The 14,751-nt window shown below is 45.8% G+C and carries 14 protein-coding genes; 4 read left to right on the top strand and 10 right to left on the bottom strand.

Annotation, left to right across the window (positions count from 1 at the left end):
• The first annotated feature begins 53 nt into the window (after nucleotides 1-53).
• Complete coding sequence (locus tag LMH68_RS18240) at nucleotides 54-845, top strand: hypothetical protein (protein ID WP_017060557.1); 792 nt, start codon at nucleotides 54-56, stop codon at nucleotides 843-845.
• A gap of 103 nt (nucleotides 846-948) precedes the next feature.
• On the opposite strand, the gene ppsA is transcribed toward LMH68_RS18240, so the two are convergent.
• A complete protein-coding gene (gene ppsA, locus LMH68_RS18245; RefSeq protein ID WP_229648256.1) occupies nucleotides 949-3,321 on the bottom strand; it encodes a phosphoenolpyruvate synthase in 2,373 nt (790 codons plus the stop codon).
• Nucleotides 3,322-3,499: 178 nt separating this feature from the next.
• Here ppsA and LMH68_RS18250 point away from each other — a divergent pair, with 178 nt between their 5' ends.
• Nucleotides 3,500-4,333 (top strand): pyruvate, water dikinase regulatory protein, encoded by an 834-nt coding sequence (locus LMH68_RS18250; RefSeq protein WP_017060559.1) that lies wholly within the window; start codon nucleotides 3,500-3,502, stop codon nucleotides 4,331-4,333.
• Between the two features lie 159 nt (nucleotides 4,334-4,492).
• On the opposite strand, the gene grxB is transcribed toward LMH68_RS18250, so the two are convergent.
• From grxB to LMH68_RS18265, 3 genes are all read right to left on the bottom strand, one after another.
• Nucleotides 4,493-5,125, bottom strand: a complete 633-nt coding sequence (gene grxB / locus LMH68_RS18255; RefSeq protein WP_017067268.1) for a glutaredoxin 2 — start codon at nucleotides 5,123-5,125, stop codon at nucleotides 4,493-4,495.
• A 347-nt stretch (nucleotides 5,126-5,472) separates the two neighbouring features.
• The gene (locus tag LMH68_RS18260; protein WP_004733064.1) at nucleotides 5,473-5,631 is read right to left on the bottom strand and encodes a hypothetical protein; all 159 of its coding nucleotides are present in this window, start codon (nucleotides 5,629-5,631) and stop codon (nucleotides 5,473-5,475) included.
• 164 nt (nucleotides 5,632-5,795) lie between these two features.
• The gene (locus tag LMH68_RS18265) at nucleotides 5,796-6,776 is read right to left on the bottom strand and encodes a Gfo/Idh/MocA family protein (protein ID WP_017060561.1); all 981 of its coding nucleotides are present in this window, start codon (nucleotides 6,774-6,776) and stop codon (nucleotides 5,796-5,798) included.
• Between the two features lie 219 nt (nucleotides 6,777-6,995).
• On the opposite strand from LMH68_RS18265, the gene LMH68_RS18270 reads away from it, so the two are divergent.
• Both LMH68_RS18270 and LMH68_RS18275 read left to right on the top strand, forming a co-directional pair.
• The gene (locus tag LMH68_RS18270) at nucleotides 6,996-7,478 is read left to right on the top strand and encodes a GNAT family N-acetyltransferase (RefSeq protein ID WP_017064907.1); all 483 of its coding nucleotides are present in this window, start codon (nucleotides 6,996-6,998) and stop codon (nucleotides 7,476-7,478) included.
• A gap of 2 nt (nucleotides 7,479-7,480) precedes the next feature.
• Nucleotides 7,481-8,254 (top strand): L,D-transpeptidase family protein, encoded by a 774-nt coding sequence (locus tag LMH68_RS18275; protein ID WP_229648255.1) that lies wholly within the window; start codon nucleotides 7,481-7,483, stop codon nucleotides 8,252-8,254.
• A gap of 117 nt (nucleotides 8,255-8,371) precedes the next feature.
• On the opposite strand, the gene LMH68_RS18280 is transcribed toward LMH68_RS18275, so the two are convergent.
• From LMH68_RS18280 to LMH68_RS18305, 6 genes are all read right to left on the bottom strand, one after another.
• Nucleotides 8,372-9,109: a sulfite exporter TauE/SafE family protein gene (locus tag LMH68_RS18280; protein WP_102321065.1), complete on the bottom strand. Its 738-nt coding sequence runs from the start codon at nucleotides 9,107-9,109 to the stop codon at nucleotides 8,372-8,374.
• A 160-nt stretch (nucleotides 9,110-9,269) separates the two neighbouring features.
• Nucleotides 9,270-9,989 carry a glycerophosphodiester phosphodiesterase family protein gene (locus LMH68_RS18285; RefSeq protein WP_017067272.1) on the bottom strand — a complete coding sequence of 240 codons (720 nt, stop codon included), beginning with the start codon at nucleotides 9,987-9,989 and terminating at the stop codon, nucleotides 9,270-9,272.
• Between the two features lie 56 nt (nucleotides 9,990-10,045).
• The gene (gene ugpC / locus LMH68_RS18290; protein ID WP_229648254.1) at nucleotides 10,046-11,356 is read right to left on the bottom strand and encodes a sn-glycerol-3-phosphate ABC transporter ATP-binding protein UgpC; all 1,311 of its coding nucleotides are present in this window, start codon (nucleotides 11,354-11,356) and stop codon (nucleotides 10,046-10,048) included.
• On the bottom strand, nucleotides 11,346-12,188 hold the full coding sequence (gene ugpE, locus LMH68_RS18295) for a sn-glycerol-3-phosphate ABC transporter permease UgpE (protein ID WP_017071585.1): 843 nt from the start codon (nucleotides 12,186-12,188) through the stop codon (nucleotides 11,346-11,348). Before ugpE ends, ugpC begins: the two co-directional genes overlap by 11 nt.
• Before the next feature lie 38 nt (nucleotides 12,189-12,226).
• Nucleotides 12,227-13,108 (bottom strand): ABC transporter permease subunit, encoded by an 882-nt coding sequence (locus LMH68_RS18300; protein ID WP_229648253.1) that lies wholly within the window; start codon nucleotides 13,106-13,108, stop codon nucleotides 12,227-12,229.
• 242 nt (nucleotides 13,109-13,350) lie between these two features.
• Complete coding sequence (locus LMH68_RS18305) at nucleotides 13,351-14,643, bottom strand: extracellular solute-binding protein (protein ID WP_229648252.1); 1,293 nt, start codon at nucleotides 14,641-14,643, stop codon at nucleotides 13,351-13,353.
• Nucleotides 14,644-14,751: the final 108 nt, after the last annotated feature.

Below are 14,751 nucleotides of genomic sequence, written 5' to 3' on the forward strand. Positions count from 1 at the left end.
TAACAGGATGTTCCAGGCTTCAAGGAGGAAGCAAACGACTTTCGAGAGATATAATGAAAAAGTTTGCTCTATTAATCCCGTTGAGTTTAGGTCTAGCCCTTCCTGCACATGCCGATTCAGATTCCGAACGTGTTATCGATCCTGCTGATGTCACTAAAGTTTATACTCAAGCTGCATTGATGCTGAATGGTAGTTCAGATATCCAATTTCAAGGGCAAGTTTCTGGCGGTTTAGAAAACGGTCAGCAGTTTGCCCTACTGGCCGAAGGGACGTTTGTCGATGAAAGCAACACAGCGCTTCGCGATCCAGACAAATTCGGTACAGAGTACAGCAACTCTAGAATTCAGTACTTCCACGTCTTTGAAACAGGGACGAAAGCTACGCCTAAAGTGGGTCTTTCATTAGATTATATTAATACGCGCAACAGTATTAAAAATGACTTATTGTCGGTTGGCGGTGTTGTTGCGATTAATCCAGCTTATACCGGTGGATTCCTGGTATTTCCAAGAGCAGGACTGATGACTGGTAGTATGGAGATCCCTGGCGTCACTTCATCTAAAGATGATTTAACGGGATACTCGCTTGGTTTGATTACCGCGAAGCATCTCGGTGACTCTGGCGCTTATGTGTCTTTGGTTCCTGAGTGGCAAGATCTTTCTGGTGATGATATCGACATGCAAAACTTCTCATTTAAAACATCGTTAAATGTGCCGATGAACACTGCAAGAACTTGGTGGTTGAATACGCGCTATGACATTACCAAAGCGGATGTTGATGTGAAAGGTGTGCCAATGCCGAATGGTTGGCAAACCGAAGCTTGGGTTGGTGTGAGATACTACTTCTAGCGCTCTAGCCAGCTAATTTGGAAAGAACCTAAAAAAGCCAGTCAACGTGACTGGCTTTTGTCGTTAAGGTACCGCGTGAAGCGTTACTTATTTACTTATTTACTTATTTATTAGCAACGTTACCTAGCTTCAACCACGTATCGATAACCGTATCCGGGTTTAGTGAAACAGAGCTGATGCCTTGCTCCATTAACCACTCTGCTAGGTCGTCATGGTCAGATGGGCCTTGGCCACAAATACCCACGTATTTACCCGCTTTGGTTGCCGCATCGATCGCCATTTTCAGCATTGCTTTCACGGCTGGGTTACGCTCATCGAAGAGGTGTGCCACATCGCCTGAATCTCGGTCGAGGCCAAGTGTCAGTTGCGTCATGTCGTTTGAGCCGATAGAGAAGCCATCGAAGTACTTCAAGAACTCATCAGCCAAGATTGCGTTCGATGGTAGCTCACACATCATGATCACTTTCAGACCTTGGTCGCCACGGCGAAGGTCGAATTTAGCCAGAATGTCGATAACCGATGCCGCTTCGCTTGGAGTACGAACGAATGGGATCATGATTTCAACGTTCTTAAGGCCCATTTCGTTGCGAACGCGTTTGATCGCTTGAGTTTCTAGCTCGAAACAGTCTTCGAATACTGGTGAGATGTAACGAGATGCACCACGGAAGCCCAGCATTGGGTTCTCTTCATGCGGTTCAAACGTTTTACCGCCGACTAGGTTGCTGTACTCGTTCGACTTAAAGTCAGACATACGTACGATCACACGCTTAGGCCAGAATGCAGAAGCGATAGTCGCGATGCCTTCTGTTAATTTGCTTACGTAGAAATCGATAGGATCTTTGTAACCACGAATACGCTGTGTGATTTCAGCTTTAAGCTCATCAGACTGTGCGTCAAAGTTGAGCAGTGCTTTCGGGTGAATACCGATCATCTTGTTGATGATGAACTCTAGACGAGCAAGGCCGACGCCTTCGTTTGGAATCTGCGCGAAATCGAAAGCACGATCTGGGTTACCCACGTTCATCATCACTTTAGTCGGTAGCATTGGTAGCTCATCAACCTCAGAACGTTTGATTTCAAAGTCGAGTTCGCCGTTGTAAACGTAGCCTGTTTCGCCTTCTGAACATGACACTGTCACGGTATCGCCATCGTTTAGGCTGCTTGTTGCGCTGCCACAACCAACGATTGCTGGAATGCCTAGCTCACGAGCAATGATCGCAGCGTGACAAGTACGGCCACCACGGTTAGTCACAATCGCAGACGCTTTCTTCATCACAGGTTCCCAGTCCGGGTCTGTCATGTCAGTTACCAGCACGTCGCCTTCTTGAACCAGTGACATTTGGTCTAGAGAATCAACCAAGCGAACAGGGCCAGAGCCGATACGCTGACCGATAGCGCGGCCTTCAACCAAGACATCCGCCTTATTGTTTAGCTCGTAACGCTCGATAACGTTTTGATCGCTTTGAGAACATACGGTTTCTGGGCGAGCTTGAACAATGTATAGCTTGCCGTCGATACCATCTTTCGCCCACTCGATGTCCATCGGACGTTGGTAGTGCTTCTCGATGATCATCGCTTGTTTTGCTAACTCTTTGATCTCTTCATCGTTCAGTGAGAACTGGTTACGCTCTTGCTCGTCAGTATCAATGATGTCGACTTGCTTACCGATCTCTTGATTGGTCGAGTAGATCATCTTGATCAACTTAGAACCAAAGGTCTTCTTCACGATAGGCTGGTGGCCTGCTTCTAACATTGGCTTGTGCACGTAGAACTCATCTGGGTTCACTGCGCCCTGTACAACCATTTCGCCAAGACCCCAAGAAGAAGTGATGAACACGACTTGGTCGAAGCCTGACTCAGTATCAAGCGTAAACATCACACCTGAAGAGGCTTTGTCTGAGCGAACCATGCGTTGAATACCCGCAGACAATGAAATGCCACGGTGGTCAAAGCCTTGGTGTACACGGTAAGAGATAGCTCGGTCGTTAAACAGAGACGCGTAAACGTGCTTGGTTGCTTCGAGTACCGCGTCGATACCTTTCACGTTAAGGAAGGTCTCTTGCTGGCCTGCGAATGAAGCATCTGGAAGGTCTTCTGCGGTTGCAGATGAACGCACAGCTACAGACAATTCTTCGTTGTCTTCGATTAGCTCGCGGTAGTTATCACGGATGTCTTGCTCTAGTGATTCTGGGAAGGGTGCATCTAGAACCCATTGTCGAATCGTTGCACCTGTCTTACGCAGGGCGTCAACGTCTTCAACATCAAGTTCATCAAGTAGTTGGTGAATGCGCTCATCAAGACCTTTGTAATCAAGAAAGTCGTTAAACGCATAAGAGGTGGTAGCAAAACCATTAGGTACAGAAACACCAGCATTGGACAGGTTAGAAACCATCTCGCCCAGTGAGGCGTTCTTACCGCCGACTTTGTCGACATCTTCCATGGATAGGCCATTGAACCATAGGGTATTATTTTGCATTTATTTCTCCAGAAACATAGCAAGCATTGTAGGGATTTAAAGGCAAACGATTACGTATCAGTTTAAAAAAATGTAAATTATTTTCTAAAGCTGTGGGGGACGTAATAGTCAGCAGGGTTTTATTATCTATATTATGGTTACCATCCTACTCAAAATAATTTTAAACATTAAATAAAAAATGCAAATTGATATTCAAAGTCGTGATGTATTCTATGTTTCTGATGGAACGGCCATAACATGTGAGACTTTAGGGCATGTTGTTCTAGGTCAATTCCCTTTTAAAGCCAATGAAAAAACCTTTCCGTTTGTGGAAAGTGAGGACAAACTTTCTGATTTATTAAAAGAGATTGAAATTTCGTATCGTGATACCGGATTAGAACCGCTAGTGTTCTTTTCGATTGTGATACCTGATATCAAAACCAAATTGCTAGAAGCGCCCGCGCACTGTTATGACGTGTTAGAGAGCATCGTGCAGAAAGTACAGGATGACATTCAGATGGCGCCTGTTCCTAAGTTGCAGCGCTCACGCAGTGTAAACAAGGACTCGGTGAAGTATTTCGACCGTATTGCTGCGATTGAGTACACGCTCGCGCATGATGATGGCATCACGCTAAAAGGGCTGGAAGAAGCCGACATCATCTTGTTGGGTGTTTCTCGAAGTGGCAAAACACCAACAAGTTTGTATATGGCGATGCAGTTTGGCTTACGCGTAGCAAACTACCCATTTATCCACGATGACTTGGCTCGCTTAAAGTTGTTGCCCGAGTTTGAGATCTACCGACATAAGCTGTTTGGTTTAACCATTGATGCAGAAAGGCTCACTGAAATTCGTGAGAACCGCTTAGCAGGCAGCGAATACGCCAGTGACTCACAATGTTTGTATGAATTGCAAACGGTAGAGGCGATGTTCCGTCGAGAAGCGATACCTTACATCAACACCTCTTCACTATCGGTTGAAGAAATTTCGACACGAATCTTGGAGCGAACAGGTTTGAGAAGGCGTCTGCTGTAAGACAAAGCCTTAGAGAAATAGAATGGCCAGATAAAAGAAAATCGAAGCTCGCAGTTTACACCTGAGAGCTTCGATTTTTTGTTTGTGCTCGTTGTAGTCGCTTGCGAGTCAGAGCTTGTTTTCTTAATCAGAGCTTGCTTTCTTAATCGAGATAGCTTTCTAGCGAAGTAAAGACAGCTTTAGCGTTTCGCTTTTCTTTTCTAACCAGCGTTCAAGTGCTGGTGGCCAACTGATGCTTGGTTCTACGCAAAAGCCACGAAGCATCGAGAAATACACCGCTTGATCGATTAGAGGCAGTGATGACTCACCATTCTCTAGATCCAGTAAGAGTTCGGCATCTTTCAGTAATGGGTTAATCAGTTGAACGAACTGAGGCGTCTTTTCTAACAGTTCTTCAAAGTTAAAACCTTCGGTCTCTTTACTGGCACGCCAAGCTTCTTTGGCTCCAGAAGAGCGATATTCAGCCAAGTCGAGGTTCCACCAACGTGGGCGTCCAATCTGTTGAGTAAGAGGGAATGCGCGAGTTTGGAACACAGTCACTTGCTCAGATGGCACACGCTGCTCATCGCTTGATTTCAAGTCCATGAAGTACGCGATGATATCTAGGCTCTCTGCCATGATAGAGCCATCGTCTTTTTGTAAGACGGGCACCATCTTTTTACCGATCAGATCGATAAGGGTTTGGGCATCATCATAATCGACAGAAACAAGCTCAATGTTCAAGCCTAGCGATTGAGCAATGTAGGAGACTCTTGCACAGAAAGGGCAGTGGCCGTAAATGTAAAGCTTCATAGCTTCCCTCATTCGGGTCTTTCTTAGTATAAGATGATGCTAATGTACCAGAAACTTTCGCAGACAATAAGCCTTTGTTAACAAGAACTATTCACTGCGATTAAGTGCTCGGGGATATCAAGAGAACGATGGGAATAAGCACTTAGTGTAGAAACTCGTTGCCTAATTCTATTGTCAGTTGAGTGCGGTTTTATTGTAACGAGTAAGCGAATGAGAAAGCTAGTGGGTAAATTACAGGCATAAAAAAGGCTCTGGCTGCTTACTCTAATGCAGAAGAGTGAAGTCAGCCAAAGCCTCAATTTTGTTACCTTTAGTAGAGTGACTACTAAAAGGGCAGAGTGGTTAAACTATGCTTTTTTAAGATCTTGCGCTGGGTAAGTAAGCGTCATTGCGCCTTCTACCGTTGTAACGTGAACGTAGCCGCCACCAGCACTTAGGCCAGTTACTACCATTTCACCTAGTTCAACACCTTTTGTTGCTACAACGCGATCATCAACTGAAAACACTTTACACACCTTCAATAAATTAAATAAATACGATAGATATCGAACGCGGATTTAAACAGATGGGACCTCAATCAACTAATCCGGTTATTTGTCGTAAAGATTAAATTCAGTTATGTATAAATAATTATGTATTAAAAATCAGTTTGTTAACTTACGCTGTGACGTTATTTATCCGCTGGATACACTACACCAACTTGTTGGCGCATCTCTGTAATTAACTTCGCAACCGTTAAAGCGCGCAGTTGGGCCTGCGCTTGTGTTGCGTTGTCGCCAGCAATGCAGCTAGCAAAGGCCTGCGCTTCGTAACTCATGGAGTTTTCGCTTTGTGCTTGAGTAAGGTTTTCTACCGTGCCATCGCGGTAGCGGATCTTAACGTCAGTACATTCAGCGATGTGATCGATGATGATCGCCCCTAATTCACCTTGGATCTCGCTTGGCGCATAAGAGTCGCTGACTTTGGAGTGCGCAAGGGTCACATCAAACTCAGGGTATTGGAAGATCGCACAGCCATGAGCATCGACACCTGAATCAAGTAGCTTTGCAGAAGCCTGTGCGTTTTCAGGTTTGCCAAATAGCGCGACTGTCGCGGCAACACAGTAAAAGCCAATATCGACCAATGAGCCGTTAGAAAAAGCTGGGTTGAAGGTATTTGGGTTCTCGCCGTTTAGGTATTTTTGGTAGCGCGATGAATACTGGCAGTAGTTGATGTGTGCTTTATGTACCTTGCCAATCTTTTCTAACCCAAGTTGAACTTGCTTAAAGTTCGGTAGGAATTGAGATTTATACGCCTCAAACAGCACCACACCGTTTTTCTCAGCGACTTCGAACATGCGTGTTGCTTCATCAATATTTGATGCAACCGGCTTTTCACAGATAACATGCTTGCCGTGTTCCATCATGAAGATAGATTGCTCGCAATGCAGTGAGTTAGGGGAAGCGATGTACACGGCTTCTACAGTGTTGTCATTGGCCAATGCGTCGAGTGAGTCATACGTGGTTTCAACGTCAAATTCTTGGGCGAACTGTGCCGCGCTGTCTAGATTTCTAGAGTAAACCGCAGCAAGTTGCATCGATTGAGATTCGTGCGCAGCTTGAACAAACTTTTGTGTAATCCAATTGGTTCCAATTACAGCAAACTTAATCATATAGGTATCCAGTCGTTAGTCGTCGTTAGTATATTGATTCTGCAGAGATAGTAGCACTCAACGGCTGGCAATGTGCCTGAGATTTACGGAACAATTTCCCTAAACATAGTGCCTAATATTAATGTTCAGCCTTCACAGAGCGTCTGAGTTGACCAGTGTAACGGTGCACAACTAAGCCATTTTTGCTAAGGTGTTATTGAATTCAAACAAGGTGATGATATGCAAATCCGGACGGCCAAGGTAACTGATATTAACGCGATCTTAGCGCTCTCTGAGCAGATAAACCGTCAACATCATCTTGGTGCGCCTATGGTATTTGCACCAGCGTCACAAGGCTTGGCCGACAGTGAAGAGTATTGGTTAGGTTTGATGCTTGACCCACTTGGCGCTTTCTTGGTTGCAGTAGACGACAAGCAAGTCGTTGGCTTTTTAGCGGGTAAGGTAACGCAGAACAAAGGCGTCAGTTTTATTCAGCCGCACAAGGTGGCAAGGGTCAATACGATTGTGGTGAACGATCAGGTTCAAAGCAAAGGTGCTGGTCGAGCGTTAATGAAGTCTTTTAATCAATGGGCGCAGGCGAGAGGAGCGATAGAACTTAGGTTGGAGGTAATGGAGTTTAACCAACAAGCTCAGGGTTTCTATGAGTCGTTAGGAATGGAAACTCAGTCACGAACTATGTCCATGCGTTTTGAGGAGATCTAAAGGTGCGTCTGTTTCTGCCTTTATCACTGTGTTTACTGTTTGTGGCTTCGAACGCGAATGCTGAGCAAGTCGTGGTCGAGAAAATAGTCTCTGACGCGACCGCTATCGAAACCATCGTATTCGAGTCTGCACCGGCTCATTCTCAACGTGTCTCAACGTCTTCATCTAACTCAACCTCTTCCACGAGCTCAAACTCCGAGCATGTGATTATTGTGGATGATGTTCTTAACAGTAGCCCTGATGAAAAGGTAGCTCAGTTTTCTCAAGGGTTATCGAAACGTCCACCTCAAAGTTCCTCTCGACAGTTTTACAACGTACCGGATAGCGCATCTGAGATAGATTCGCTGTCGCAAGTGGTTACGTTAATTAAAGTCGATAAATCGAAACGTAGGATGTATCTGCTAAAAGGTGAAGAGGTGATTCAGGAGTTTCGTATTGCGCTAGGCAAACAACCGAAAGGGCATAAACGCTTTGAAGGGGACAACCGAACGCCGGAAGGGGAATACCAGCTCGATTATGTGATGGAAGAGTCGGACTTTTATCGCTCAGTACATATTAACTATCCGCAACCTTCGGATATGCAATGGGCAGAGCAAAATGATGTAGATCCTGGAGGAAACATCAAAATCCATGGCATCAAAAACGGCGAGCGTCGTTCGCCGAGCTTTATTCAAAGTTTTGATTGGACGGATGGCTGTATCGCGTTAACCAATCAAGATATGGATGAGTTTCTCCAACTTGTAAAAATGGGTACCCCTATCCATATCGAATGGTAGTCATTGGTACCCAGTTTTCTTAATCACTTTCCGCAGTCAATTAGCGCAATCAATTAGCGCAATCAATTCGCGAAACCAATTCGTAAAAGCAACGTCCAAAATTAAACGCTAAAGCCGTTACAGTAAGACTCGACCTGCACTGAATATTGCAATCACAATCAGCAATGCAATGGTGACTGGCTTAAACTTCGCTCCACCAAATCTTTCGAACAGTTTAGAACCCACATAACCGCCAAACATGCTGCTTGGTAGAAGCGCGAGAGTCAGCCAAACTACATCGCGGTCGACTAACCCAGCGATAGATGCCGAAACAAACGCAGTGGAATCAGCCAATACAAAGAAGGCTATCAGGCCTGCTCTGGCAATGTGCGGACCGACTGGGCTTGCTAATGCATGAGTGCCAATTGGAGGCCCTGACATCGAAGCCGCGCCGTTCATTACACCCGCAAGGCTTCCTAGAATATAGGGAGTAAATCTAGGTTCGCTTTTGTACTGGAAACCTTTGTAGATCATAAGTGCAGACGCAAAAATGAAGGCACTGATGATCAAGATGATCGTGTCTTGGCTAACGGATTTAAGCAGAAGTAAGCCGACTGGTGTGAAGGCAAAACAAGGGATAAATACCTTTAAAACCCAGCGCCAGTTAACGTGTTTTCGAACTTTAGGCAGTAATTGAACATTGCCTAGGAGATCGATCAACATGAAGACAGGAACCAGTTCGATAACAGGCACGAATAACGCACTTAATGGCAATGCCACTAAGGTGAAACCGAAACCTGAGAAGCCACGAACAATAGCGGCGAAAATGAAGATTGCACCCAAAATTGGGAAGGTTGGACTAAAAATGAGATCCATAAATTAAGTAACCAATGAAGCTGTCTGTATAGAGCGAGCTAATGAAACCAAGTGAGTAGCGGAATGTACTCCTACTCACTTGTGTTTGCTACCTAATTTTAAGGTTTCCCGAGAGTTAATTTTAAAGTCTCTCGGGGTTGTTTTTGCGGTATTTGTTTGGTCAATTTATAGAGGTAAATTGATTCGGAAAATCAGTGAATACGGCATCTACTTTTGAGATGAATTTGAAGTGAGACGGATCGTTTACTGTGTAGCACCATGTTTGGATGTTTGCTTCACTGAGTGTATCAAGATCGCTCTGATTCACATGCTCGTAGTTCATGTGACAGCTGAACGCTTTAACCTCGTCAATCAACATCAAGTCGGCTTGAGTCAGTTGCTCTGTGATCAGACCTACGCGGTATCTCGGCAGGTGACGAGCCATTTCAGAAACGACTTGATGGCTGAAACTTGAAAGCAGCACTCTGTCGGTGTCTAGATTTGAACGAATCAACTCGGTATGCAGCAAATCAACGACATGAGGCGCTTGATGTCGACTGTCGACTTTGATCTCTAAGTTCACGCTGAGATCATGCTGTTCAGCAAGCGCGAGCAACTCTTCCAACGTCAATATTCTTTCACCAGCGAACTGCTCAGACTTCCAACTGCCAAAATCGAGCTGACGCAGTTCTGCAAGGGTGTGTTCGTCGACACGACCCTTGCCATCGCTGCAGCGCTCAAGGGTGTGGTCGTGACAAACCACAAGTTGATCATCCTGAGTTGGCTGAATATCTACTTCAATCCATTTCAAGCCAAGTTTAGCGGCTTGTTCAATGCTTGCTTTGGTATTTTCTGGGTGAGTACCTGCTACACCCCGATGACCTACGATGATAGACGACATAATTAATCCTTTTTAAAGACGCACCGTAAAAACGCATTAAATATCAGTGTACTCGATTAAGCGAGAGCCGTCGTTATGCTTGTCGTCTCTTCGCGTGACTCTTGTGAAGTAAAGTTATTCGGCTGAATACGCTTCCCACGACTGTCAAAAATATGCAGGTTGGATTTATTAATGCTTAGCCCGAGAGGGACGGCTTGGCACAGCGTCGTTTCGGGTGTCACTGCAATAAAGGGTTGGTCGTTCACAAGGCCATGAACCAATTGATTCGGCCCCAATGGCTCAACCACACTGATACGCAGTTCGAGAGGCAAGGTGTTCATTTTTAATTCGGAACAAACCTCAGAGTGTTCAGGGCGAATGCCAAGCGTGATAGTCGCGTTCTTAACGTGCGCGTACTCTGGCAGGTACATTTGTTGATCACCGATTTCAAGATAGCCATCATCGAGCGTGGCAGTAAGGAAGTTCATCGCGGGGCTGCCAATAAAGCTTGCCACAAAGGTACTGGCAGGCTGGTGGTAGACTTCTCTTGGTGTGCCGACTTGTTCTATCTGACCTTTGTTGAGAACCACGATTCTATCTGCCAGTGTCATGGCTTCGACTTGGTCATGAGTCACGTAAACACTGGTTACGCCTAGCTCGCGTTGTAGCTTTTTGATTTCTAACCTCATGTGAGCGCGCAATGAGGCATCTAGGTTAGACAAAGGCTCGTCAAACAGGAACAGTTGAGGGTCGCGTACAATCGCTCGTCCCATAGCAACGCGCTGGCGCTGACCACCCGAAAGCTTGGCTGGCTTGCGATCTAGGTATTCTTCGATCTTTAGTGTCTTGGCGACTTTCTCAATCTTTTCTTCAATTACGTGTTGGCTGACACCTCGGTTCTTTAAACCATAAGCGAGGTTTTTGTATACCGTCATGTGAGGGTAGAGTGCGTAATTTTGAAAGACCATTGCGATATCTCGTTGAGCTGGCTTTTCGTTATCAACACGGCGGCCACTTAAGTGAATCTCTCCGCCAGAGATACTTTCCAGCCCCGCTATTGAACGTAGGATAGAAGACTTGCCGCAACCCGATGGGCCAACCAACACAAGAAATTCACCCTTTTCGATATCAAGCGAGACATCTTTCACTGCACGATGACCGTTCTCATAAGTCTTTACCAAGTTTTTGATGCCTAACATGGTAGGTGCTTTGTGCGTATGGTTGTGAGTGGCTTGGGTGTGCCCTAACGTTTGTTTTAACTTTGGCATCGGGGTGTCCTCTGTATTTTTGTGGATAGCTTGGTGAGAATGCAGGTGAGACATCTTGTACTCAGCGAGTGATTGAATGCGGTTATCGTTCATTTGATTTTTGTCGTTATTATTTTTCACTTTCTACTAGCCCTTTTACAAACCAACGTTGAAATACAACCACCACTAAAACGGGTGGCAACATAGCTAAAATCACCATGGCAAAAACATAGTCGTAGCGCGGTAAACTGGTTTCATTGATGTTGTTGAGTACTTGTTTGATGCCCATCACGATGGTGTTGTAGCCTTCGTCCGTGGTCATCATGATTGGCCACAGATATTGGTTCCAACCCACCACAAACATGATGATGAAGATTGCGGCAATCATGGTTTTAGACAGTGGCAATAAGATGTCGACAAAGAATCGAAATGGACCTGCGTTATCTAGCTGAGCGGCTTCTAACAATTCATCGGGGATGGTTTTGAAGAACTGCCTAAAAAAGAACGTCGCGGTGGCTGAGGCGATCAAAGGCAGAATTAAACCTGTGTAGCTATTAAGAAGCCCAAGCCCAGCGACAACCTCATAGGAAGGGATAATGCGCACTTCTAATGGCAGCAAAAGCGTCACGAAGATTAACCAGAACCAAGCTGTAGCATAAGGCAGTCTGAAGTAGACCAAAGCATACGCAGCCATCATCGAAATGATGATCTTACCGATCGCAAAACCTAGCCCCATGATCATCGAGTTGGCGATCATTTTGCTGGCGGTGACTTCGCCACTGAAGCCCATGCTTTTGTTCCAAGCTTCGCTATAAATGGCCGTAAAGTTATCGCCTGGTACCCATTGCAGGCCTTCGCTGACAATGGTGTTCGGGTTATGCGTCGAGCTGGCGAAGATTAGCCAGATAGGGACCAACATGAACAGCATCCCAGCAATTAGAATTAGGTGGTCATAGACCTTATTACTTTTCATAAATAACTCCTGTCGCGTTAAAACCTAGCTGTGGTGGGCTAGTAGTGAACACGCTTTTCTACAACGCGAAACTGGATAAATGTAAGAGTGAGTACCAGTAGCAACAACACAACTGACTGCGCAGAGCTGCCGCCTAAATCTGCGCCAACAAACCCGTCTCGATACACCTTGTACACCAACGACGTTGTGCCGCCACCTGGGCCGCCATTGGTCATGGTGTCGATCACGCCAAAGGTTTCAAAGAACGAGTAGGTGAGGTTGATGACCAGAAGAAAGAAGCCTGTAGGTGCGAGTAGCGGGAAAGTAATGGTCCAGAAACGTTTTGAGTCGCTGACGCAATCGAGCATCGCCGCTTCTTTTACGGCGTAAGAGATCGATTGAAGCCCAGCCAGAAAGTAGATGAAATTCACCGAAACCTGTTTCCAAACCGAAACCAAAATCAGAGCAAACGTGGCATCTAAAGGGTCGGTTTGGAAGCTAAAGTCCCAGCCTATAACCGCAAATATCTCGGTAAACACGCCAATGTGTGGGTTAAACAAGAAAGCACCGATTACGCCTGCAATCGCAGGAGCAACCGCGTAAACCCAAGTAAGAGTGACCTTGTAAGCGCCTTGTCCGTGAATGATGTTGTCGGCTTTAACCGCGAGCAGCAGCGCTAAGGCAAGCGATAAGAAAGAGACCACGATTGCGAACATTAATGTGAAGACAATCGAGTTCAGATACTCGCTCGATTCGAATAGCATCTGATAGTTTTCGAACCACACGAAGATGGAAGAGGTGCCCCAAGGGTCTTCTAGCATGAAGGACAGGTAAACTGCCTTTGCCGCTGGGTAGATAAAGAAAACCGCAATGATGAGTATCTGAGGCGCCAAAAATAGGTAAGGCAGCGGAGAGTGAAAGAATTGCTGACGTCGTTCCACAGGGTAATCCCCAAAAATTAGTGACTGTTATCACTGTTAGTTACGGTGAGCACTAGCGCTATAGCAAAGGAATGCATCCAGTTGAGTTGTAGTTTTTGGAGCAAGAAATGGCGCTAGTGAAGAATCTCCTCACACCTTGCCATTACGTTTTTAATGACGCAGTGACAAGTGGTGAGGAGCAATGAACGGCTTTGGTTTATTAAGCCTTTAGCTCAGTAATCTGCTTTGGTTAAAAAGCCAAATTAGTTCATCGTACGAGCGAAGCGTTTCAGCAGTTTGCTGCTCTTATCTTCGACTTTATCTAGGCTGTTCTCGACGCTAGAGCGGTCGGCGAAGATATTGTCGAATTCACGATGCATCACTTCACGAATTTGAGGGTAGTAACCTAAGCGGTAACCTTTAGTCCATTCGCCCGATTTTAGGCTTAGCTGCTTAACGCCCACTTCTGCATCTGGTTGTTCGTTGTAGTAGCCAGACTCTTTCGCTAGCTCATAGGCAGCCGTTGTTACAGGTACATAACCAGTGGTTTTGTGCCAGTAGACTTGAGTTTCAGGCTTCGTCAGGTAATCAAAGAACGCTGCTACACCTTTGTCTTGCTGTTGGTCATGGCCATTGAGTGCAAACAGAGCAGCACCGCCAATGAAGGTTAAGCCTGCGTCTGGGTTAACCGATTTCCAGTATGGAAGGTATGTGGTGCCGAGTTCGAAAGGTACGCGATTACGTAAGCCACCGAATGAGCCTGAAGAACCCATCCACATCGCCACTTCTTGGCGCTCGAAAGGGGTTTGGTTTGCATCCCAGTCGCTGCCGTAATACTTGTAGTAACCTAGATCTGACCACTCTTTCATCTTGCTAACGTGCATCATCATGTCTTTGGTGTTGAACATGATCTTAGTGGACAAGCCATCGTAGCCGTTGTTTTGATCTGCGACTGGCAGGTTGTGGCGAGACTTAAAGTTCTCGAACATGATCCACGGCGTCAGAGATTGAGAAAACGCGATGTGTCCTTCAGCCTTCAGTTTCTTAGCGACCACTTCTAGTTCTTCATAAGTTTTAGGCGCGTCTGCACCCACTTCCGCGAGAAGATCTTTGTTGTAGTAAAGAACCGGTGTCGAACTGTTGAAAGGCATACCAACCATCTTGCCTTGGTTGTCGGCATAGAAGTTACGAACGCCCGCTAGGTAGTCGTTTGAATTAAAGTTGTAACCCGACTCAACCAGAATATCCTGTACCGGTTTCGCGACGTCTTTCGCGTTCATGATGGTTGCTGCGCCTGCATCGAAGACTTGCAGAATATTGGGTGCTTCACCTGCTCGGTATGCCGCGATACCGGCTGTTAAGGTCTCTGTGTATGAACCTTTGTAGATTGGCGTGATCTCGTAATCATCTTGTGACGCATTAAAGTCGGTCGCAATTTTGTTTACTGTTTCTCCAAGCTGGCCGCCCATTGCGTGCCACCAAGTGACTTGAGTCGTTGCGAACGCTGGCATTGCCGCTGTCGCAGAAAGAACGCCTGCCAAAATTAGCTTATTCATCTTCGTTTCCTTTTGGATGAAATCGATGTCGAGGTATTGGATTAGAGTGTTAACGAGACGGTAGGGGTGTCGTTTGAAGCTATCTTGAACAGGGCGTATTTCACTTAA

Origin of the sequence: Vibrio sp. F13, from assembly GCF_020806305.2 — a bacterium.
Taxonomy (GTDB): domain Bacteria; phylum Pseudomonadota; class Gammaproteobacteria; order Enterobacterales; family Vibrionaceae; genus Vibrio; species Vibrio crassostreae_C.

What these genes read in the sequence shown, in the direction of transcription:
- LMH68_RS18240 (WP_017060557.1), top strand. Translation starts at nt 54, where the DNA reads ATGAAAAAGTTTGCTCTATTAATCCCGTTGAGTTTAGGTCTAGCCCTT.
- ppsA (WP_229648256.1), bottom strand. Translation starts at nt 3,321, where the DNA reads ATGCAAAATAATACCCTATGGTTCAATGGCCTATCCATGGAAGATGTC.
- LMH68_RS18250 (WP_017060559.1), top strand. Translation starts at nt 3,500, where the DNA reads ATGCAAATTGATATTCAAAGTCGTGATGTATTCTATGTTTCTGATGGA.
- grxB (WP_017067268.1), bottom strand. Translation starts at nt 5,125, where the DNA reads ATGAAGCTTTACATTTACGGCCACTGCCCTTTCTGTGCAAGAGTCTCC.
- LMH68_RS18265 (WP_017060561.1), bottom strand. Translation starts at nt 6,776, where the DNA reads ATGATTAAGTTTGCTGTAATTGGAACCAATTGGATTACACAAAAGTTT.
- LMH68_RS18270 (WP_017064907.1), top strand. Translation starts at nt 6,996, where the DNA reads ATGCAAATCCGGACGGCCAAGGTAACTGATATTAACGCGATCTTAGCG.
- LMH68_RS18280 (WP_102321065.1), bottom strand. Translation starts at nt 9,109, where the DNA reads ATGGATCTCATTTTTAGTCCAACCTTCCCAATTTTGGGTGCAATCTTC.
- LMH68_RS18285 (WP_017067272.1), bottom strand. Translation starts at nt 9,989, where the DNA reads ATGTCGTCTATCATCGTAGGTCATCGGGGTGTAGCAGGTACTCACCCA.
- ugpE (WP_017071585.1), bottom strand. Translation starts at nt 12,188, where the DNA reads ATGAAAAGTAATAAGGTCTATGACCACCTAATTCTAATTGCTGGGATG.
- LMH68_RS18305 (WP_229648252.1), bottom strand. Translation starts at nt 14,643, where the DNA reads ATGAATAAGCTAATTTTGGCAGGCGTTCTTTCTGCGACAGCGGCAATG.